The sequence below is a fragment of the Micromonospora sp. NPDC057141 genome (genome assembly GCF_042670805.1).
Taxonomy (GTDB): domain Bacteria; phylum Actinomycetota; class Actinomycetes; order Mycobacteriales; family Micromonosporaceae; genus Micromonospora.
In genome coordinates, this window is record NZ_JBHUVA010000010.1 from 67349 (window position 1) to 87583 (window position 20235).

18 protein-coding genes are annotated in these 20235 nt (G+C 72.8%); 8 read left to right on the forward strand and 10 right to left on the reverse strand.

Annotated elements, in window-relative coordinates; all coding sequences use genetic code 11:
• Positions 1 to 256 precede the first annotated feature (256 nt).
• Complete coding sequence (locus tag ACFT41_RS09245; protein WP_377581803.1) at positions 257 to 1474, reverse strand: NADP-dependent isocitrate dehydrogenase; 1218 nt, start codon at positions 1472 to 1474, stop codon at positions 257 to 259.
• 138 nt (positions 1475 to 1612) lie between these two features.
• Between ACFT41_RS09245 and ACFT41_RS09250 the strand changes: the two genes are divergently transcribed.
• Entirely contained in the window at positions 1613 to 2410 is a 798-nt protein-coding gene (locus ACFT41_RS09250; RefSeq protein WP_377581833.1) for an MBL fold metallo-hydrolase, read from the forward strand.
• A 130-nt stretch (positions 2411 to 2540) separates the two neighbouring features.
• On the opposite strand, the gene mdh is transcribed toward ACFT41_RS09250, so the two are convergent.
• The 4 genes from mdh to purN all read right to left on the reverse strand — a co-directional run bounded on the left by mdh (position 2541) and on the right by purN (position 6801).
• Positions 2541 to 3491, reverse strand: a complete 951-nt coding sequence (gene mdh, locus ACFT41_RS09255; protein ID WP_377581801.1) for a malate dehydrogenase — start codon at positions 3489 to 3491, stop codon at positions 2541 to 2543.
• Positions 3492 to 3646: 155 nt separating this feature from the next.
• The gene (locus tag ACFT41_RS09260) at positions 3647 to 4507 is read right to left on the reverse strand and encodes a bifunctional methylenetetrahydrofolate dehydrogenase/methenyltetrahydrofolate cyclohydrolase (RefSeq protein ID WP_377581798.1); all 861 of its coding nucleotides are present in this window, start codon (positions 4505 to 4507) and stop codon (positions 3647 to 3649) included.
• 108 nt (positions 4508 to 4615) lie between these two features.
• Positions 4616 to 6187, reverse strand: a complete 1572-nt coding sequence (purH, locus tag ACFT41_RS09265) for a bifunctional phosphoribosylaminoimidazolecarboxamide formyltransferase/IMP cyclohydrolase (RefSeq protein WP_377581796.1) — start codon at positions 6185 to 6187, stop codon at positions 4616 to 4618.
• Positions 6184 to 6801, reverse strand: coding sequence for a phosphoribosylglycinamide formyltransferase (gene purN, locus ACFT41_RS09270; RefSeq protein WP_377581793.1), 618 nt, complete (start codon positions 6799 to 6801; stop codon positions 6184 to 6186). The genes purH and purN overlap by 4 nt, the downstream gene beginning before the upstream one ends.
• A gap of 269 nt (positions 6802 to 7070) precedes the next feature.
• Here purN and ACFT41_RS09275 point away from each other — a divergent pair, with 269 nt between their 5' ends.
• Positions 7071 to 7373: a CD225/dispanin family protein gene (locus tag ACFT41_RS09275; RefSeq protein ID WP_377581791.1), complete on the forward strand. Its 303-nt coding sequence runs from the start codon at positions 7071 to 7073 to the stop codon at positions 7371 to 7373.
• Between the two features lie 29 nt (positions 7374 to 7402).
• Positions 7403 to 7870 carry a DUF4190 domain-containing protein gene (locus ACFT41_RS09280; RefSeq protein WP_377581789.1) on the forward strand — a complete coding sequence of 156 codons (468 nt, stop codon included), beginning with the start codon at positions 7403 to 7405 and terminating at the stop codon, positions 7868 to 7870.
• A 186-nt stretch (positions 7871 to 8056) separates the two neighbouring features.
• On the opposite strand, the gene ACFT41_RS09285 is transcribed toward ACFT41_RS09280, so the two are convergent.
• The gene (locus tag ACFT41_RS09285) at positions 8057 to 9349 is read right to left on the reverse strand and encodes a DUF6350 family protein (RefSeq protein WP_377581786.1); all 1293 of its coding nucleotides are present in this window, start codon (positions 9347 to 9349) and stop codon (positions 8057 to 8059) included.
• A gap of 161 nt (positions 9350 to 9510) precedes the next feature.
• Between ACFT41_RS09285 and ACFT41_RS09290 the strand changes: the two genes are divergently transcribed.
• Positions 9511 to 9774: a DUF4190 domain-containing protein gene (locus ACFT41_RS09290; protein WP_278129351.1), complete on the forward strand. Its 264-nt coding sequence runs from the start codon at positions 9511 to 9513 to the stop codon at positions 9772 to 9774.
• 85 nt (positions 9775 to 9859) lie between these two features.
• Here ACFT41_RS09290 and sucD read toward each other — a convergent pair whose 3' ends face one another.
• The 3 genes from sucD to ACFT41_RS09305 all read right to left on the reverse strand — a co-directional run bounded on the left by sucD (position 9860) and on the right by ACFT41_RS09305 (position 12823).
• Positions 9860 to 10747 (reverse strand): succinate--CoA ligase subunit alpha, encoded by an 888-nt coding sequence (gene sucD / locus ACFT41_RS09295; RefSeq protein ID WP_377581783.1) that lies wholly within the window; start codon positions 10745 to 10747, stop codon positions 9860 to 9862.
• A gap of 3 nt (positions 10748 to 10750) precedes the next feature.
• Positions 10751 to 11944, reverse strand: a complete 1194-nt coding sequence (gene sucC / locus ACFT41_RS09300; protein ID WP_377581780.1) for an ADP-forming succinate--CoA ligase subunit beta — start codon at positions 11942 to 11944, stop codon at positions 10751 to 10753.
• 474 nt (positions 11945 to 12418) lie between these two features.
• Positions 12419 to 12823 carry a cobalamin B12-binding domain-containing protein gene (locus ACFT41_RS09305; RefSeq protein ID WP_377581777.1) on the reverse strand — a complete coding sequence of 135 codons (405 nt, stop codon included), beginning with the start codon at positions 12821 to 12823 and terminating at the stop codon, positions 12419 to 12421.
• 389 nt (positions 12824 to 13212) lie between these two features.
• On the opposite strand from ACFT41_RS09305, the gene ACFT41_RS09310 reads away from it, so the two are divergent.
• Both ACFT41_RS09310 and ACFT41_RS09315 read left to right on the forward strand, forming a co-directional pair.
• Positions 13213 to 13926, forward strand: a complete 714-nt coding sequence (locus ACFT41_RS09310) for a M23 family metallopeptidase (RefSeq protein ID WP_377581775.1) — start codon at positions 13213 to 13215, stop codon at positions 13924 to 13926.
• A gap of 329 nt (positions 13927 to 14255) precedes the next feature.
• Positions 14256 to 14993 carry a M23 family metallopeptidase gene (locus ACFT41_RS09315; protein WP_377581831.1) on the forward strand — a complete coding sequence of 246 codons (738 nt, stop codon included), beginning with the start codon at positions 14256 to 14258 and terminating at the stop codon, positions 14991 to 14993.
• A gap of 59 nt (positions 14994 to 15052) precedes the next feature.
• Here ACFT41_RS09315 and pcrA read toward each other — a convergent pair whose 3' ends face one another.
• On the reverse strand, positions 15053 to 17452 hold the full coding sequence (pcrA, locus tag ACFT41_RS09320; RefSeq protein WP_377581772.1) for a DNA helicase PcrA: 2400 nt from the start codon (positions 17450 to 17452) through the stop codon (positions 15053 to 15055).
• Positions 17453 to 17658: 206 nt separating this feature from the next.
• On the opposite strand from pcrA, the gene ACFT41_RS09325 reads away from it, so the two are divergent.
• On the forward strand, positions 17659 to 19509 hold the full coding sequence (locus tag ACFT41_RS09325) for a bifunctional metallophosphatase/5'-nucleotidase (protein WP_377581770.1): 1851 nt from the start codon (positions 17659 to 17661) through the stop codon (positions 19507 to 19509).
• 287 nt (positions 19510 to 19796) lie between these two features.
• Positions 19797 to 20210, forward strand: coding sequence for a chorismate mutase (locus ACFT41_RS09330; protein ID WP_377581768.1), 414 nt, complete (start codon positions 19797 to 19799; stop codon positions 20208 to 20210).
• Positions 20211 to 20235 lie beyond the last annotated feature (25 nt).

A 20235-nucleotide genomic window follows, 5' to 3' on the forward strand; every position in this document is an offset into this window, starting at 1 on the left:
CGGGCCCCCCGCAGGGAAGGGACGGCTGGCTGTGTGCGACAGCCGGGGAGGTGGCCCATCGGCACTCGCGCCGCGGCGACCGCGGTCGACCTCCCTGGACGCGACTGGCACCGCGTCCATCCTGCACAACGAGCCACCTCACCCTGGGTGACGGCGGGACGCCCACCAGGGGCGGGCACGACGGGCAGGCCCACCAGGGCGCGAGCACGGCGAAGCCCGCCGGCGGGCGGCGGGCTTCGACGGTGCGGCGGGTGGATCAGGCGGCGAGCCGACGCGCCAGGTTCTCGTCCAGCGCGTTCATGAACTCGTCGGTGGTCAGCCACGGGGCGTCGCGCGAGATGAGCAGCGCGAGGTCCTTGGTCATCTGGCCACCCTCGACGGTGTCGATGATGACCTGCTCCAGCGTGCTGGCGAACTCGGTGACCGCCGGGGTGCCGTCCAGCTTGCCCCGGTGGGCCAGGCCCCGGGTCCAGGCGTAGATCGACGCGATCGGGTTGGTCGAGGTCTTCTCGCCCTTCTGGTACTGCCGGTAGTGCCGGGTCACCGTGCCGTGCGCGGCCTCCGCCTCGACCGTACGGCCGTCCGGGGTCATCAGGACCGAGGTCATCAGGCCCAGCGAGCCGAAGCCCTGCGCCACGGTGTCGGACTGCACGTCACCGTCGTAGTTCTTGCAGGCCCAGACGAAGCCGCCCTCCCACTTCAGCGCGGCGGCCACCATGTCGTCGATGAGCCGGTGCTCGTAGGTGATCCCGGCGGCGGCGAACTCGGCGGCGAACTCGTTCTCGAACACCTCGGCGAAGATGTCCTTGAACCGGCCGTCGTACGCCTTGAGGATGGTGTTCTTCGTCGACAGGTAGACCGGGTAGCCGCGGTCCAGGCCGTAGCGCAGGGAGGCGCGGGCGAAGTCCCGGATCGAGTCGTCGAAGTTGTACATGCCCATCGTGACGCCGCCGCCGGGGAAGTTGGCGACCTCCATCTCGACGGGCGCGGAGCCGTCGGCCGGGGTGTAGGTGAGGGTCACCGTGCCCGGGCCGGGGACGACGAAGTCGGTCGCCTTGTACTGGTCGCCGTGGGCGTGCCGGCCGATGATGATCGGCTTGGTCCAGCCCGGGACGAGGCGCGGCACGTTGGTCATGATGATCGGCTCGCGGAAGACGACGCCGCCGAGGATGTTGCGGATGGTGCCGTTCGGCGACCGCCACATCTTCTTCAGGCCGAACTCCTCCACCCGGGCCTCGTCCGGGGTGATGGTGGCGCACTTGACGCCGACGCCGTGCTCGGAGATGGCGTTGGCGGCGTCGATGGTGACCTGGTCGTCGGTGGAGTCGCGGTACTGGATCGAGAGGTCGTAGTAGTGCAGGTCGACGTCGAGGTAGGGCAGGATCAGCTGCTCCCGGATCTGCTTCCAGATGATCCGGGTCATCTCGTCGCCGTCGAGCTCAACGACCGGGTTGTTTACCTTGATCTTCGCCATCGACCGGCGCTCCTCTCGGGGGACACGTGCTCAAGCAGTACGAGCGTACTGGAAAGTGGCTCGCAGTCCCCAGCCGGCCTCGCCCTGGCCGGGGAAAACGGGATGCACGGCACAGCCGACGGCTGGCACGATCGCCGGATGCCGCCGCGCCGCACCCTCGGGTCTATCACGGTCACCGCCCTGACCGACGGGGAGGGCCCGTTCTTCCAGCCGCGCGAGGAGGCGTTCCCGGCCGCCACGGCCGAACACTGGGCCGCCGCCGACCGGCGCGACCCGGCCACGGTCACCGGCGACGGCCACTGGTGGCTGCCGTTCCGCTGCTTCGCCCTGCGCACCGGGGACGGCCCGGTCACCCTGGTCGACGCCGGCATCGGGCCGGCCGACGCGCCGGCCGCGAGCTGGGCCCCGGTGCCCGGCCGGCTCCCGGCCGAGCTGGCCGCCGCCGGGATCGACCCGGCCGACGTCCGCACGGTCGTGCTGACCCACCTGCACACCGACCACGTCGGCTGGGCCGTCGTCGGCACCCCCTGGTTCCGCAACGCCGACTACCTGGTCCAACGCGCCGAGCTGGCCACCCTGGCCTCGTTCAACCCCGGGCTGGAGGCCGGCCTGGTCGCGCCGTTGCGCGCCGCCGGCCAGCTCCGGGTGCTCGACGGCGACACCCCGCTCACCCCGGGGGTACGCGTGCTGAGCACCCCCGGGCACACCCCCGGCCACCAGTCGGTGCTGGTGGATGCCGGCGACGAGCGGCTGCTGGTCACCGGCGACCTGCTGGTGCACGCGGTCCAGCTCGTCGACCCCGACCTGGCGTACGCCCACGAGGCGCAGCCGGAGACGGCGCGCGCCTCGCGGGCGGCGCTGCTGCGCGACCTGGCCGCGCGGGGCCCGGTGGCCCTGGCCACCCCGCACCTGGGCGAGCCGTTCGTGGCGCTCTGAGCCCCGGCAGGCCCCACGATCCCCGGCGGCCGGCACGCCGAACGCCGCCGGGGACGGCCGCCCCCGACCCGCCGCCGGAAACGGCGAAGGGGCGGGACCGGCGTCGACCGGCCCGCCCCTTCCGCGCGGCTCACATGCTGGCGACGTCGGCCTGCTTCGCGCGGACGGCCTCGGCGGCCTCCTTGAGGCTGGCCAGCTCGTCGGCGTCCAGGTCGGTCTCGACGACCCGCTTGACGCCCTCGGCGCCGAGCTGGGCCTCGACGCCCAGGTAGACGCCGGAGATGCCGTACTCGCCGTCGACCCAGGCGCAGACGGGCATGACGTCGCCGGAGTCCTCCGCGACGGCCTTGGCCATCCGGGCGGCGGCTGCCGACGGGGCGTAGTAGGCCGAGCCGGTCTTCAGCAGCGCGACCACCTCGGCGCCGCCGTTGCGGGTCTTGACGACCAGCTCCTCGATCTGCTCAGCCGGCATCGCCTCGCGCAGCGGCTTGCCGTCCACGGTGCTCTGGGACGGCACCGGCACCATCGTGTCGCCGTGCGAGCCCAGGGTCAGCGTCTTCACCGAGCGCACCGGTACGCCGAGCGCCTCGGCCACGAAGTTGGTGAACCGGGCGGTGTCGAGCATCCCGGCCTGGCCGAGCACCCGGTTCTTGGGGAACTGCGTGGCGAGCTGGGCCAGCGCGGTCATCTCGTCGAGCGGGTTCGACACGACGATGACGACGGCGTTCGGGGCGTACTTGGCGACGTTCTCGGCGACCTGACGGACGATCTTGGCGTTGGTCTCCAGCAGGTCCATCCGGCTCATGCCCGGCTTGCGCGGCAGGCCGGCGGTGATCACCACGACGTCCGAGCCCTCGATGGCCTCGTAGCCCTCGCCGTTTCTGCCGGTGGTGACGCCCACGACCTTGGTCTCGAAGCCCTCGACGGCCCGCGACTGGTTGAGGTCCAGGGCCAGGCCGGCCGGTTTGCCCTCCACGATGTCGGTGATCACGACGGTGTCGAAGACGTCGTACTCGGCCAGGCGCTGCGCGGTGGTGGAGCCGTAGAAGCCGGCCCCGACGACAGTGACCTTCTTACCCATGGTCGTCCCACTCCCTGTAACCAGTCGTGTTACCAGTCGTTTTCCGGACCGTATCAGTCATCGTGGCACCCGACAGGGCAGGGGCGGCGGCCAGCGGCGGGATGGGGCGAACGTCACCGTCGCCGGGTTCGCCCGGCGGTCGAAAGAAGCCGGGCTCAGCCGCGCTCGGCGCGCTCGACGACGTTGGTGAGCAGCATCGCGCGGGTCATCGGGCCGACGCCGCCGGGCATCGGGACCACCTTGCCGGCCACCTCGGCCACCTCGGGGTCGACGTCGCCGGTGTAGCGGCCCTTGCCGTCCGCCCCGATCACCCGGGTGATGCCGACGTCGACCACCGTCGCGCCGGGGGTGACCATGTCGGCGGTGAGCAGGCCCGGCACCCCGGCCGCGACGATCACGATCTCGGCCGCGCGGGTGTGCCCCGCGAGGTCGAGCGTGCCGGTGTGGCAGAGGGTGACCGTGGCGTTCTCGCTGCGCCGGGTCAGCAGCAGGCCCAGCGGGCGGCCGACCGTGTTGCCCCGGCCCACGACGACGACGTTCGCGCCGCGCAGCGGCACGTCGTGCCGGCGGAGCAGCTCGACGATGCCGCGCGGGGTGCAGGGCAGCGGGCCGTCGTAGCCGAGGACCAGCCGGCCGAGGTTGACCGGGTGCAGGCCGTCGGCGTCCTTGTCGGGGTCGATCATCTCCAGCGCCCGCTGGGTGTCCAGGTGCGCGGGCAGCGGAAGCTGGACGATGTAGCCATGGCAGGCCGGGTCGGCGTTCAGCTCGACGAGGACGTCGTCGACCTGCTGCTGGGTGGCGTCGGCGGGCAACTCGCGGCGGATCGAGGCGACCCCGACCTCGGCGCAGTCACGGTGCTTGCCGTTGACGTACGCCTGGGAGCCCGGATCGGCCCCGACCAGGACCGTGCCCAGCCCGGGGATGGTGCCCCGCTCCGCCAGTGCCTTCACCCGCGCCCGCAGCTCGTCCTTGATCTCCGCCGCGGTCGCCTTGCCGTCCAGGATCGTCGCCGTCACGCCCAGATCGTCTCACGTCCGCCCGTCCCGCTCCCCCGGACCCGGTGGGGTCGCAGGGAGCGGGGCCGGGCGGGCCGGGAGAAGCGGGGCCGGGCGGGGCCGGTGGGATCAGTGGAAGAAGTGGCGGGTGCCGGTGAGGTAGAGCGTGACGCCGGCCTCCTTGCAGGCGGTGGCGACCTCCTCGTCGCGGATCGAGCCGCCCGGCTGGACGATCGCCTTCACCCCGGCCGCGATGAGGGCCTTCGGGCCGTCGGCGAACGGGAAGAACGCGTCCGAGGCGCAGACCGAGCCGGCCGCCCGCTCGGCACCGGCCCGGGTGACGGCGAGCTGCGCCGAGTCGACCCGGTTGACCTGGCCCATGCCGACGCCCACGGTCGCCCCGTCCTTCGCCAGCAGGATCGCGTTGCTCTTCACCGCGCGCACGGCCCGCCAGGCGAACGCCAGGTCGCGCAGGGTGGCCTCGTCGACGGCCTCGCCGGTGGCGAGCCGCCAGTTGGCCGGGTCGTCCCCGGCGGCGTCGACCGCGTCGCGCGTCTGCACCAGCATGCCGCCGGTGACCTGCCGCCACTCCGCCGGCAGCGGGGCGTACGCCGGGGCGCGCAGCAGCCGCAGGTTCTTCTTGGCCCGGAGGAGCTCCAGCGCCTCCTCGTCGAAGCCCGGCGCCACCAGCACCTCGGTGAAGACCTCGGCGACCTGCCGGGCCAGCTCGGCGCTCACCGGCCGGTTCACGGCGATCACCCCGCCGTACGCCGACACCGGGTCGCAGGCGTGCGCCCGGCGGTGGGCCTCGGCGACGTCGACCCCGACCGCGATCCCACACGGGTTCGCGTGCTTGATGATCGCCACTGCCGGCTGCTCGGCGAAGTCGTTCGCCGCCCGCCAGGCGGCGTCCGCGTCGACGTAGTTGTTGTAGGACATCTCCTTGCCGTGCAGCTGCTCCGCCTGCGCCAGGCCGGCGGGGCTGGCCGGGTCGGCGTAGAGGGCGGCGGCCTGGTGCGGGTTCTCGCCGTAGCGCAGCACCGCCGAGCGGCGCAGCGACAGCCCGGCGAACTCCGGCCACCCGGCGGCGTCCGGGGCGAGCGTGGTCGCGCACCACTGCGCCACGGCCACGTCGTACTCGGCGATGGCGGCGAACGCGCGGGCGGCCAGCACCCGGCGCTGGGCCAGGGTGAACCCGCCCGCGCCGAGGGCGGCCACCAGCTCGTGGTACGCGGCCGGGTCGGTGACCACCGCTACGGACGCGTGATTCTTGGCGGCGGCGCGCACCATCGCCGGCCCGCCGATGTCGATCTGCTCCACGCACTCCTCGACGTCGGCGCCGGAGGCCACCGTGTCCTGGAACGGGTAGAGGTTCGACACCAGCAGGTCGATGCCGGCGATGCCGTGCTCGTCGAGCTGGGCGGCGTGCGAGGGCTTACGCAGGTCGGCCAGGAGCCCGCCGTGGATCAACGGGTGCAGGGTCTTGACCCGGCCGTCGAGGATCTCGGGGAAGCCCGTCACCGACTCCACCGGGGTCACCGGCACCCCGGCGGCGGCGACGGTCGACGCGGTGCTGCCGGTCGAGACGATCTCCACGCCGGCCGCGTGCAGAGCCTGGGCCAGCTCGACCAGGCCGCTCTTGTCGTAGACGCTGACCAGCGCCCGCCGGATCGGGCGGCGCTCGTCCTGACTGGAACTCACGGGACCGTGACCTTTCTTCCGGTGATCGTCCAACCTTCACGGACCAGCCGACCGACCTGCTCGACGAGCTGGCGCCGCTCGGCGGACTTGATGCGCTCGGTGAGCGTCTCCTCGTCGTCGTCGTCCAGCACCGGCACGGCCACCTGGGCCACGATCGGCCCGGTGTCCATCCCGGCGTCGACGAAGAAGAGGGTGGCCCCGGTGATCTTCACCCCGTAGGCGAGGGCGTCCCGGGGACCGTGGATGCCGGGGAACGCCGGCAGCAGCGTGTTGTGGGTGTTGAGGTAGCGGTCGCCGAAGGCGGCGAGGAACTCCGGGCCGACCAGCTTGAGGAAGCCGGCGGAGACCACCAGGTCGGGGCGGTGCGCGGCGACCTGCCTGGTCAGCGCGGCGTCCCAGTCGGCCCGGGTCGGGTGATCCTTCACCCGCTCGACGAAGGTCGGCACCCCGGCGGCGGCCCGGTCCAGGCCCGCGATGCCGTCCCGGTCCGCGCCCACGGCGACCACCCGGGCACCGTACGCCGGGTCGACGGCGGCGTCGAGCAGCGCCTGGAGGTTGCTCCCGGAGCCGGAGACGAGGACGACGATGCGGGCGACGGACGCGGGCTCGGTCACGCGGCCACCCTATCGGGCAGGTCGGGGCCGGCCTCGGGTGGGCGGGCAGGTCGGGGCCGGGCGTCAACCGTGCGGGGTGGGCAGGGGCGGGCAGGGAGGGCGGGCAGGTCGCGCCCGGCGTCGACCTTGCGGGGGTGGCAAATCGGTGACGCTTCCTGTCGCCCGGACCCTGTACGCTGCCGGTCGCTCGGTGCCCGGCGCAGGCCGCGCACCGCACCCGTCAGTGACGCGACACGCGCGGTGTGTCGATGGAATGAGGAGCACCCAGGATGCAGCCCGGTTACCAGTCCCCCCAACCGCAACAGATCAATAACAACATGACGATGTCCATCGTGGCCATCTTCTTCTTCTGGCCGCTGGCCATCCCCGCCATCATCAACGCGTCGAAGGTCAACCCGCTGATCCAGCAGGGCGACTATGCCGGGGCGCAGGCGGCGGCGGCCGAGTCGAAGAAGTGGTCCAAGTGGGCCCTGATCGTCGGCATCGCCTGGCTCGTGATTCTCGTCCTCGCGTGCTGCGGAATGGGCGGCCTTGCCGCGATCATGGATGGAACCAGCACCAGCAGCTACTGACAGCACCCTGAGTCAAGGAGCACCGACGCATGCAGCCCGGTCAGGACCCGTACGGCCAGCAGCCCCACGACCCGAACCAGCCACAGCACCACGACCCGTACGCCCCGCCGCCCCCGGCGCCGTACGGGCAGCAGCCGACATCGGGCCAGCCGTACGGGCAGGACCCGTACGCTCAGCAGCCGCCCTACGGGGCCGCGCCGGGCTACCCGAACGCCGGTTTCCCGCAGCCGCAGGGGCAGAACAACACCCTCGGCCTGGTGTCGATGATCCTCGGCATCGCGTCGATCCCGCTGGCCTGCTGCCTCTACCTGGGCATCCCGGTCGGCATCGCCGCCGTGGTCACCGGCTACCTCGGCCAGCAGAAGGCGGCACAGGGGCTGGCCAGCAACGGCGGCCAGGCCAAGGCCGGCCTCATCTGCGGCGCGGTGGGCGCCGGCATCGGCATCCTGGCGATCATCCTCGCCGTCGTGGGGAACGTGACCCTGCCCACCACCTGAGTGGGCCTGCTCATCGCCTGGGTCGGGCACGATCGCGAGGGGCGCTCCGGAGCCTCCGGGGCGCCCCTCGGCGCGTCCCGCCCCCGGCCCGAACCGCCCCGCCCGAACCGCCTGGCCCACCCGAACCGCACGCCGCCCTCGCGGCCGGCGCGGGTGTGAGCGGGGCACCCCTCTATACCGGAGGCGTTAAGAGGGGGCCCTTCCTTGCACGCCACCTTTCACGCGCAGCGCGCGGGTGGCGGCGGCGCCGAGCAGGGCGCCGGCCGCGACCACGGCGGCACCCACCCCGGCCACCTGCCAGGGAACCGGGCCGATCTCGGCCAGCCGGCCGCCACCGAGCGGGCCGCCGGAGGCCGCCGCGAGAGCGCCGAGCAGCAGCCCGGCGACCGGACCGGCCAGCGCCGCCGGGACGAGCAGCGCCGGCCAGGCCACCTCGGCCCGGTCCTCGGCGGCGATCCGCAGCAGCCGCCGGGCCAGCAGCCAGCCGGCGGCCATGCCGGCCAGGACGGGCACGGCGAGCAGGCCCGCGCCGTAGCCGTCGACCGGCCCGCTGGGCAGCCCCGCCAGCAGCGGCACGGCCGGCAGCGCGCCGACGGAGACCTCGCTGGTGCGCACGGCGGTGTCGACGCCGACGGCGAAGCCGGGGCCGAGCAGGTAACTGGCCGACCAGATCGTGGCGTTCGGCGCGTAGGCGAGGCTGACCAGCGTGATCCCGGCCTGCCCGGCCACCCCGGTGCGGTAGGCGCCGATCAGGTCGGCGGCGTCTCCGCCCCCGGTGGCCACCGCGAGCCCCGCTGCTCCGGCCCCCGCGCCGAGCAGCAGCAGCCCGGCGACCAGTCCGGTGCGCACCCCGTCCCGCAGCGGTGCGGGCGCCCGGGCGGCGAGCAGCCGGGCCACCGCGGTGGTCCGTAGCGCCCCGGCCAGGGCCGCGAGCGTGCCGACGAGGGCGAACGTCGCCCCGGCGCGCGCCGGGGAGGCACCGGCCGGCACCGCGGCGAGCACGCCGAGCAGTGCGTATCCGGCACCGACCGCCCCGGCGGCGGTGAGCGCCTGGCGCAGGGAGCGCCCGCCTCGCGCCCCGATGGCCCGGCTGGCGTGCACCCCGGCGCGGGTGAGCCGCCAGACGGCCAACGCGGTCAGCGCGAGCGGGGTGAGGCCGAGCGGCCCGGCGTCGGTGGCGAGCGGGACGCCGTGGCCGAGCAGCCAGCCGGTGAGACCGGCGTGCAGCGCGCCGGTGACGGAGCCGGCGTCCTCGGTGAGCTGGGCGAGCCCGAGCACCAGGGCGACCGGAAGGTAGGACGTGAGGGCGGCCCAGGCGGCGGCGACCCCGGCGGCCACCGCGAGCGGGGCCCGGCCACGGGGGGGCTCCCCGGGCCGGGGCGCGGGCCCCCGGGGGCCCGGGACGCGGCCGGCGGGCCGGTCGTCGGCGCCGACCCTGGCGGCCGGGCGGCGTGGCTGGTCAGGGGTGACGGAGGACATCGGCTCTACTCTGGCATGTCGCGCCGTCGCGGGCAGTCCGATACCGCCCCCGACCGGCCGGAAGTTCGGTGATCCACCGACCTGGCACCCCCGATCCGGTCTAGCCTCGGCCCCAGGACGCGAATTTCCTGTCGCGACCCGGAGACCGCTCGGAGGAAGCCGTGAACGCTCCGTATCCACCGCCCCCTGCCCAGGCCGGGGGCCGGGACCGCACCACGCTGTGGGGCGTGCTCGGCATCATCCTGGGCCTGCTCTGCTGCGGCATCCTGGGGATCATCTTCGGCTACCTGTCGATCCGGGACGCCAAACGGTACGGCCAGTCCCCGGTGCTGGGTTACCTCGCCATCGCGTTCGGCGTGATCAACATCATCGGCAGCGCGATCCTGCGGGCGAGCGGCAACTACCCGTTCTGGAACAACGACTGACCGGCTCTGGCACAACGACTGACCGACGTGACGACGCGAGGGGGCCGACCCGCTCGGTCGACCCCCTCGGCGCGTCTGGCGGTGGTCAGCCGGCGGACATGATCTCCCGCATCAGCTTGGCGGTCTCGGTCGGCGTCTTGCCGACCTGCACGCCGACGGCCTCCAGCGCCTCCTTCTTCGCCTCGGCGGTGCCCGCCGAGCCGGAGATGATCGCGCCGGCGTGGCCCATGGTCTTGCCGGGGGGCGCGGTGAAGCCGGCGATGTAGCCGACCACCGGCTTGGTGACGTGGGACTTGACGAACTCGGCGGCCCGCTCCTCGGCGTCGCCGCCGATCTCACCGATCATCACGATGGCGTCGGTGTCGGGGTCGGCCTCGAACGCGGCGAGGGCGTCGATGTGGGTGGTCCCGATGATCGGGTCACCGCCGATGCCGACGCAGGTCGAGAAGCCGATGTCGCGCAGCTCGTACATCATCTGGTAGGTCAGGGTGCCGCTCTTGCTGACCAGGCCGATCCGGCCGGAGCCGGTGATGTCGGCCGGGATGATGCCGGCGTTGGACGCGCCCGGCGAGGCGATGCCCGGGCAGTTCGGCCCGATGATCCGGGTGCGCTCCCCCTTGGCCACGTTGTACGCCCAGAAGGCGGCGGTGTCGTGCACCGGCACGCCCTCGGTGATGACCACGGCCAGCGGGATCCCCGCGTCGATCGCCTCGACCACGGCGGCCTTGGTGAACTGCGGCGGGACGAAGATGACCGTCACGTCGGCGCCGGTCTCGGCCATCGCGTCGGCGACGGTCGCGAAGACCGGCAGCGCGGTGCCGCCGAAGTCGACGCTCTGCCCCGCCTTGCGCGGGTTGGTGCCGCCGACGACGTTCGTGCCGGCGGCGAGCATCCGCCGGGTGTGCTTGGAACCCTCGGAGCCGGTCATCCCCTGCACGATGACCTTCGAGTCCTTGGTCAGCCAGATAGCCATTTGTCAGACCCCCGCAGCCGCCAGCTCGGCGGCCCGCTCGGCCGCGCCGTCCATGGTGTCGACCAGCTCTACGAGCTGGCTGCCCGCGCCGCCGAGCGCTGCTTGCCGAAGAACGCCCCGACCGGCCTCGGCGTTGTTGCCGTCCAGCCGGACGACGAGCGGCTTGGTGACCTTCTCGCCGCGCTGCTCCAGCAGGGCCAGCGCCTGCACGATGCCGTTGGCGACCTCGTCGCAGGCGGTGATGCCGCCGAAGACGTTGACGAAGACGCTGCGCACCGACGGGTCGGACAGGACGATCTCCAGCCCGTTGGCCATCACCGCGGCGCTCGCGCCGCCGCCGATGTCGAGGAAGTTGGCCGGCTTGACGTTGCCGTGCCGCTCGCCCGCGTAGGCCACGACGTCGAGGGTCGACATGACCAGGCCCGCGCCGTTGCCGATGATGCCGACCTCGCCGTCGAGCTTGACGTAGTTGAGGTCCTTCTCCTTGGCGGCCTGCTCCAACGGGTCCACGGCGGCCTGGTCGACGAGCGCCTCGTGGTCCGGGTGCCGGAACCCGGCGTTCTCGTCCAGGGTGACCTTCGCGTCGAGCAGCAGCAGCTTGCCGTCGCCGGTCTTGGCCAGCGGGTTCACCTCGACCAGCGTGGCGTCCTCGGCGACGAACGCCTGCCACAGGCCCACGGCGACCTCGACGACCTGGTCGGCGACGTCGGCCGGGAAGCCGGCGGCGGTGACGATCTCGCGGGCCTTCGCCTCGTCCACGCCCCTGACGGCGTCGATCGGGGCCTTGACGACCTTGTCCGGGGTCTCGGCGGCGACCTGCTCGATGTCCATGCCGCCGGCGACGCTGGCGATGCAGAGGAAGGTGCGGTTCGCCCGGTCGAGCAGGTACGAGAAGTAGTACTCCTCGGCCACGTCCGCCGTCACGGTGATCATGACCTTGTGGACCGTGTGACCCTTGATGTCCATGCCGAGGATGTCGGTGGCGCGGGCCACCGTCTCATCCGTGCCCTCGGCCAGCTTGACGCCACCGGCCTTGCCACGGCCGCCGACCTTCACCTGCGCCTTGACGACCACCCGGCCGCCGAGGCGTTCGGCGATCGCGCGGGCCTCCTCCGGGGTGTTGGCGACGCCGCCGGCCAGCACGGGCAAGCCGTGCCGCTCGAACAGGTCCCGCCCCTGGTACTCGTACAGGTCCACGATTGCGCGTCCCGTCCCGTCTCCGCGGCGCGCCGTCGCGCCGCCACCAGCGTTGTGGAATCAGTTTGACGCCTGTCATCAGTTGAAACAGGCCATTGGGCGCAGCCTAGCGAGGTCGGCACCGGCGGCAACCGAGCGGGTGCGCGGTGTGCCCTACTACACAACCAGCGGGATCAGGGCCGTCGACGGGTCGCGCAACAGCGCCCATGGGAATTCCGCGGGCGATGTTCCCAGCGCGGCGTAACCCCACCGGCAGGGCGTCGTTGAGTCAGGTGTCGGAGCGCTGAGCGCGAAGACGGGAGACGGCCGATGCCCTGTCGGTCGAGGGGTGGCGGCGGGGCATCGTGCATAGAGGGGCCGGACGTGTGAGGGGTGCGTCCGGCCCCTCCCCCTGCCCGCGACCCGAACGCTCCCCCGGCCCGAACGCTCCCCCGGCCCGACCTCCCCGCCCGGGGAGGGTGCCCGGGGCGCGGGTCAGGCGACCGGCTGGGCCACGTTGGCCCGCACCCACTCGACGATCGACTGGGTGGTCGCGCCCGGAGTGAAGATCTTCTTGACGCCGAGCTGCTCCAGCTCCGGGATGTCGGCGTCCGGGACGATGCCGCCGCCGAAGACGACGATGTCCCGCGCGTCCCGCTCGCCCAGCAGCTCGACGACCCGCCGGAACAGGGTCATGTGCGCGCCGGAGAGCACCGACAGCCCGACCGCGTCGGCGTCCTCCTGGATGGCCGTCTCGACGATCTGCTCCGGGGTCTGGTGCAGGCCGGTGTAGATGACCTCCATGCCGGCGTCGCGGAGGGCGCGGGCGACGACCTTGGCCCCCCGGTCGTGGCCGTCGAGGCCCGGCTTCGCGACGACGACCCGGATACGAGAGCTCATCAGCGGACACCTTTCGAGGGCGCTACGACTGTCACCTGAACGAACGGTAACCCGGCGGGTCGCCGGCGGGGAATCCGACCGGCGTCCCGAGCAGAGCCTAGGGGCGCAGGCGGGGGGTCGGACATTCGGGCGACAGCGGTCACGGTGCGCGACGAACGGGCAGGTGGGGGCACGTATGACCAAGTGACGAGGCGTGACAATAACGGATGTAAACGGACAGATCGACACGCCAATTACCCGGTCTGGCTTGTGACAGGCGTGGCGGTTGGCTACCGTGTCCACGGTTGTCATCAGGTCCACGGACGGGTGACGACGCGGCCAGCCGACGTTCACCACCGCTTCACGAGCGCCGGCCGACCGCATCGGAACCCCGACAACGGAGGGTGTGCGTGCGCCAGCGCCTGTCGTCTGAGCCCGATCGATATCGCGGCCGCCGCCGCGTACCCACCCCGCCGCGGAGCCGCTACGCCGCCGTCGTCACCACCGCGTTCGTCGGTGCCGGCATCGTCGCGATCGGCGCGGGAGCACTGCCGGACGCCAAGAGCGTCAGCCCGTCGGTCCTCGACGAGCTCAAGCAGGCCTCCATCACCAGCCAGGACGCTGCGGCCCGCGCGGACGCCGCCGACCGGGCCTCCCGCGACAGCCGCGTCGAGACGAAGGCGGCCGGGGAGCGGGAGGTCTGGCTCCTGCCGCTGCAGGGCTACGACTTCAACTCCCCCTACGGCATGCGCTGGGGCAAGCTGCACACCGGGATCGACCTGGTGGCCCCGGAGGGCACCCCGTACGTCGCGATCCACGAGGGCACCGTCACCAAGGCCGGCTGGTTCGGCGGCTACGGCTACGCGGTGATCGTCAAGCACGCCGACGGCAGCGAGGCCATCTACGGCCACTCCTCCGCCGTGAGCGTCAAGGAGGGGCAGCAGGTCAAGGCCGGCGACCAGCTCGGCCTGGTCGGCAACACGGGCCACTCCTACGGCTCCCACCTCCATCTGGAGATCCATGTCAACGGCGACCCGCTGGACCCGGTGCCGTGGCTCCAGGAGCGCGGAGTGGACATCAAGATGCAAATCGAGCTGTACTACAGCGACGTAGCCGCGTCCTGACGCTACGCATCGACCGTTGACCGCCCGGATCAGCCGATCCGGGCGGTTCTTCATGTCACCGCCGCAGCCGAATGTCTGCTGCGCCACACCCCCGGATGTGACCAGCGACACGCCAGCCATGATCAGTTATCGGGACGCACCGGTCGACGGCGGGATGGAGCGGACGCCCCTCCCGCCGCGCCGGCACCGGCCGCCCCGCCCCCTACCCGCAGGCCACCAGCGCGAACACCACTATTTCGAGGTCCACGTCCCCTCGAAGGTGTAGGTACGCCGTGCACGAAGAGAACATCAGCAACGCCGGCACCCCCGATGCCCCGGCCCGCCACCGGATGCGCCCCCGGCCCGGCACCCGGGCCCTGGTCGTCGGCGCGGTCGCCCTGGTCGGGCTCGGTCTCGCCGGTGCCGCCGTCGCCACCACCGCCGACGACGAGCCGGCCCCGGCCACGGTGGCGGTCGACGCCCCGGCCCGCGCCGAGGCCGCCGCCCGCGCCGACCGCGCCGCCCGCGAGTCGGCGAGCCCCGCCGCCAGCCCCAGCACCGGCCCCACCGCCGTCTCGCCGAGCCCGTCGAGCGCCAGCCCCAGCCCGACGGCGAAGAAGGCCACCACCAAGCCCAAGCCGAAACCGACCCCGAAGCCCGCGCCGAAGAAGACCAGCAAGCCCGCCCCCACCTGGGTCATTCCGATGGCGGGGGCGACGATCACCTCCTGCTACGGCCCGCGCGGGGGTGTCCTGCACGCCGGCATCGACTTCGCCATGCCCGCCGGCACCCCGATCCACGCCGCCGCCGCAGGCACGGTCGTGAAGGCTGGCGACGTCGGCGACGGCTACGGCATCTCCGTCTTCGTCGACCACGGCAACGGCTACCTGACCCACTACGCCCACCAGAGCCGCACCGCCGTCGGCGTCGGCGACAAGGTCAAGGCGGGCCAGGTCATCGGCTACGAGGGCTCCACCGGCGACTCCACCGGCCCGCACCTGCACTTCGAGGTGCACCAGGGCCAGATGTGGAACCAGATCGACCCCGCGCCGTTCCTGCGCGCCCGGGGCATCGACGTCGCCTGCTGACCGTTCCCCCGCACGGAAGCGGCCCGGCCCGGCGTGCTGCCGGACCGGGCCGGGCCGGCTCAGAGCTTGTCGATCGGGGCGTGCCGCAACACCAGCCACATCGTCTGGTCACCGAAGTCGATCTGCGCCCGCGCCCCCGGGCCGTGGCCCTCCACGGCGAGCACCCGGCCCAGGCCGTACCGCTGGTGGTTGACCCGGTCCCCGGCCGCGACCTTCGGGCCCTGGGGCAGCTCGCTGGCCGTGGCAAGCCGGCTGCCGTCCACGCCGAGCCGCTTGGCCAGCTGCGCCGCCTTCGGGGTGCCCCCGGTGAAGCCGCCGCCCCGCGGCACGCGGTCCGCGCGCCCGCCGACGCCGCCGCCACCGCCGCCCCACGAGGTGTACGTCCCCTCGGTGCGCTCCCAGCGGACCAGCTCCGGCGGCAGCTCCTCCAGGAAGCGCGACGGCGGGTTGTAGGCCGGCTGCCCCCACGCCGAGCGGGTCACCGCCCGGGACAGGTAGAGGCGCTGCCGGGCGCGGGTGATCCCCACGTACGCCAGCCGGCGCTCCTCCTCCAGCTCCCGGGTGTCGCCCAGCGAGCGCAGGTGCGGGAAGACGCCGTCCTCCAGCCCGGTCAGGAACACCACCGGGAACTCCAGCCCCTTGGCGGTGTGCAGCGTCATCAGGGTGACCACGCCTTGGTGGTCGGGGTCGTCGGAGGGGATCTGGTCGGCGTCGGCGACCAGCGCCACCTGCTCCAGGAAACCGGCCAGGGTGGCCCGTTCCCCCTCCTCGCCCAGCGCCTCGACCCGCTCCGTGTACTCCCGGGCGACGCTGACCAGCTCCTGGAGGTTGTCGACCCGACCGGCGTCCTGCGGGTCGAGGCTCTCCTCCAGCTCGGTCAGGTATCCCGAGCGGGTCAGCAGCGCCTCCAGCACCTCCTCCGGGGTGCCGGTCTCGGCCAGCTCGCGGGCCCCGTCGAGCAGCGCCACGAAGTCGCCGATGCCGTTGGCCGCCCGGGTGGAGATGCCCGGCGCGTCCCCCGCCCGGCGCAGGGCCGCCCCGAAGGAGATGCGGTCCCGGCTCGACAGGGCCTCCAGGCACGCCTCCGCGCGCTCGCCGATGCCCCGGCGGGGGGTGTTGAGGATGCGCCGCAGGCTGACCGTGTCGTCGTCGTTGACCACCGCCCGCAGGTACGCCAGCGCGTCGCGGACCTCCTTGCGCTCGTAGAAGCGCACCCCGCCGACCACCTTGTAGGGCAGGCCGACCCGGATGAACACCTCCTCGAACACCCGGGACTGGGCGTTGGTGCGGTAGAAGACCGCCACGTCGCCGGGGCGCGCCTCGTCGTCGTCGACCAGCCGGTCGACCTCCCGGCCCACCCAGTCGGCCTCGGCGTGCTCGGTGTCGGCGACGTACCCGACGATCTGCTCGCCGGCCCCGGCGTCGCTCCACAGCCGCTTGGGCTTGCGGGAGGTGTTGCGGTCGATCACCGCGTTGGCGGCGTTGAGGATGGTCTGGGTGGAGCGGTAGTTCTGCTCCAGCAGGATCGTCCGGGCGTCGGTGAAGTCCCGTTCGAACTCCAGGATGTTGCGGATCGTCGCGCCCCGGAACGCGTAGATCGACTGGTCGGCGTCGCCGACCACGCACAGCTCGGCCGGCTCGACCCCCTCGGTGCCGGAGACCAGCTCCTTGATCAGGGTGTACTGGGCGTGGTTGGTGTCCTGGTATTCGTCGACCAGCACGTGCCGGAACCGGCGGCGGTAGCCCTCCGCGACGTGCGGGTGCGACTGGAACAGGTGCACCGTCGTCATGATCAGGTCGTCGAAGTCCAGCGCGTGCGCCTCGCGCAGCCGCCGCTGGTAGAGCGTGTACGCCTCGGCGAGGGCCCGCTCGTTGGGGCCATTGGCCCGGCCGGCGAACTCCTCCGGGTCGACCAGTTCGTTCTTCAGGTTGGACACCTGGGCGGCCAGCCCACGCGCCGGGTAGCGCTTCGGGTCCAGGTCCAGCTCACGGGCGACGAGCTGCATCAGGCGGCGGGAGTCGTCGGCGTCGTAGATCGAGAAGCTCGACTTCAGCCCGGCGTGCTCGTGCTCGGCCCGCAGGATGCGCACGCACGCCGAGTGGAACGTCGACACCCACATCAGCCGGGCGCGCGGGCCGACGAGCTGCGTCACCCGCTCCTTCATCTCGCCGGCGGCCTTGTTGGTGAAGGTGATCGCGATGATCTCGCCGGGGTGGACGTCCCGGGCGGCCAACAGGTAGGCGATCCGGTGGGTGAGCACCCGGGTCTTGCCCGAGCCGGCACCGGCCACGATCAGCAGCGGCGAGCCGGCGTGCACGACGGCGTCGCGCTGGGGCCCGTTGAGGCCCTCCACCAGGGCCTGCGGGTCGAGGCGGACGGCCGGGCCGGACCGGCGCGGCGGGGCCGGCGCGGGCTCGGGCTCGGGCAGGGGCGCGGGGATGTCGAAGAGAGGCTGCATCGCACGGCGAGTCTATGCCGCCGGCCGGACACTTCCCGACAGCGCGGCCCCGACCCGACCGGTCAGGGCGAGGGGGAGGAGACCGGGGGACACCAGGAAGAGACCAACCCGTCACCCGTCCGGCTCTGGCGCGGCCGTCCCCGATCCACAACGATGGCTGGTGAACCCCCAATTCCTCCCCCGTACACGATTTTGGGAGAACAACCATGAGTCAACCGCGCTCGCGCGGTCGGGCGGTGCTGCGTCACCTCGCCGCGCCGGCCCTCGCACTGGCTGTCGTCGCCACGTTGCCGGCCGCCACGCGGCCCGCGCCGGCCCCGGCCGCCGACCCCTGGGCGGCCCTCGCCCCGGTCTCCGTCTCCTACGCCAAGCCCACCGGCGGCGAGGTCAAGGGCAACTTCCTCAGCTACAACGACTTCCACGGCGCGATCGACCCGCCGGGCGGCAGCGGCGCCGTGGTCAACGGCACCCCGGCCGGCGGCGTGGAATACCTCGCCACCTGGCTCAAGAAGCTGCGCGCCGAGGCCAAGGCCGAGAGGCGGGTCACCACCACCGTCGGCGCCGGCGACCTGATCGGCGCGACGCCGCTGGTCAGCGCCGCGTTCCACGACGAGCCGACCATCGAGCTGATGGACGAGATCGGCCTGGAGATCAGCTCCGTCGGCAACCACGAGTTCGACGAGGGCGTCGACGAGCTGATCCGGCTCAACAAGGGCGGCTGCCACCCGGTCGACGGTTGCCAGGACGGCGACGGCTTCAAGGGGGCGAAGTTCACCTACCTCGCCGCCAACACGATCAGCAAGAAGACCAAGCTGCCGATCCTGCCCCCGGTCGACGTCAAGTTCGTCGGCGGCGTGCCGGTCGGCTTCGTCGGGGTCACCCTGGAGGGCACCCCCGGCATCGTCAACCCGGCCGGCATCACCAAGGTGACGTTCGCCGACGAGGTGGAGACCGCCAACAAGTGGGGCGGTCTGCTCAAGCTGTTCGGCGTCAAGGCGATGGTGCTGCTGGTGCACGAGGGCGGCGCGCAGTCCCCGCCGCCGAGCACCCCCGGCGTCTCCGACTGCGCCAACTTCTCCGGCCCGATCGTCGACATCGTCAAGGGCCTGCGGCCCGAGTTCGGCCTGGTCGTCTCCGGCCACACCCACCGGTTCTACTCCTGCTCGCTGCCGAACTCCTCCGGCCAGCCCAGCGTCGTCACCAGCGCCGGCAACAACGGCCAGCTGATCACCGACGTCGACTACTCCCTCAACCGGCGCACCGGCCGGTTCACCGGGATCTCGGCCCGCAACGTCATCGTCGAGAACGGCGTCCGCAACGCCGACGGCACCTGGCAGCAGACCAGCCCCGGCGTGTACGCCCGCAACCCCGACCTGGTGGACGCGGGCGCGAAGGCGCTGGCCGACAAGTACCGCAACGCGGTCGCCCCGATCGCCAACAAGGTGGTCGGAAAGATCAGCGCGGACATCGTCCGCGACGCCCTGCCCAACGGCGAGAGCCCGCTCGGCGACGTGATCGCCGACGCGCAGCTCGCGTACACGAAGAGCAACGGGGCGCAGATCGCGCTGATGAACCCGGGCGGCGTGCGGGCCTCCCTGTCGTACGGCGCGTCGGCCGGCGGCGAGGCACCGGGCGAGGTGACCTACGGCGAGGCGTTCAGCGTGCAGCCGTTCAACAACCTCGTGGTCACCCAGACCTTCACCGGGGCGCAGCTCAAGAACGTGCTGGAGCAGCAGTTCGTGGGCTTCAACGGGCAGACCGCCCAGCGGATCCTCCAGGTCTCCGCCGGGCTGACCTACTCGTACGACAGCACCGCCCCGGCGGGCTCCCGGGTGAGCGCCCTGGCGCTGAACGGGACCCCGGTCGACCCGGCGGCCAGCTTCAAGGTCACCACGAACGACTTCCTGGCCAACGGCGGCGACGGCTTCACGGAGCTGAAGGGCGGCACCGGCCGCACCACCGCCCCCGGCTTCGACGTCGACGCGCTGGTGGCGTACGTGGGCGCGGGCGACCCGGTCGGTCCGGGCCCGGCGAACCGCATCACCCGCCTCGGCTGAGCTGGGTAAGGAGGGGCCCCTTGTCAACGCATACGGTAGAGAAGGGGCCCCTTCTCACACCTCCCACGCGGAGAGTCGGCGCGAATGCTTGCGGAGCAGGCCGGCGGGTCGGCATACTCGACGACGTGTTCGGTCAGCGCTTCTACTTTTACTACGGCACCGGGAGTCCGGCAGCCGTGGGTCGCGCCTGATCAGATCAGACCTACGAAAGCCCCGGGCTCTGGAGAGCCCGGGGCTTTTTCGTCCCGGGATCCGGGCACCGGGCCCGACGTCCGAGGGGTACGGCGATGATGGCAGACGTGGTGGAGCAGAACGGCGGCTTGGCGCGGTCCCGTCCGCAGGGCGACCAGGACGGTGGCACCCAGGCGAAGGCCGGCAACAGCAGCGCGGGCGGCGGGCGGACCGAGGCGGCACCGGCGCCCGCCGGATCGCCCCGGACCGGCACCGACGACTCGGCCGCTGCGGCGCGGATCGTCGCCATCCGGGAACGGATCGACGAGATCGACAGCACCCTGATCGCGCTGTGGCAGGAGCGGGCCGCGCTGTCGCAGGAGGTCGGCGCGACCCGGATGGCCTCCGGGGGCACCCGCCTGGTGCTGTCGCGGGAGCGGGAGATCCTGGAGCGGTTCCGGCAGGTCCTGGGCGCCGACGGCACCCAGTTGGCGCTGCTGCTGCTCCGCGCCGGCCGCGGCCCGCTGTAGGCGAAAACGCCTGCCGGCGTCGCGG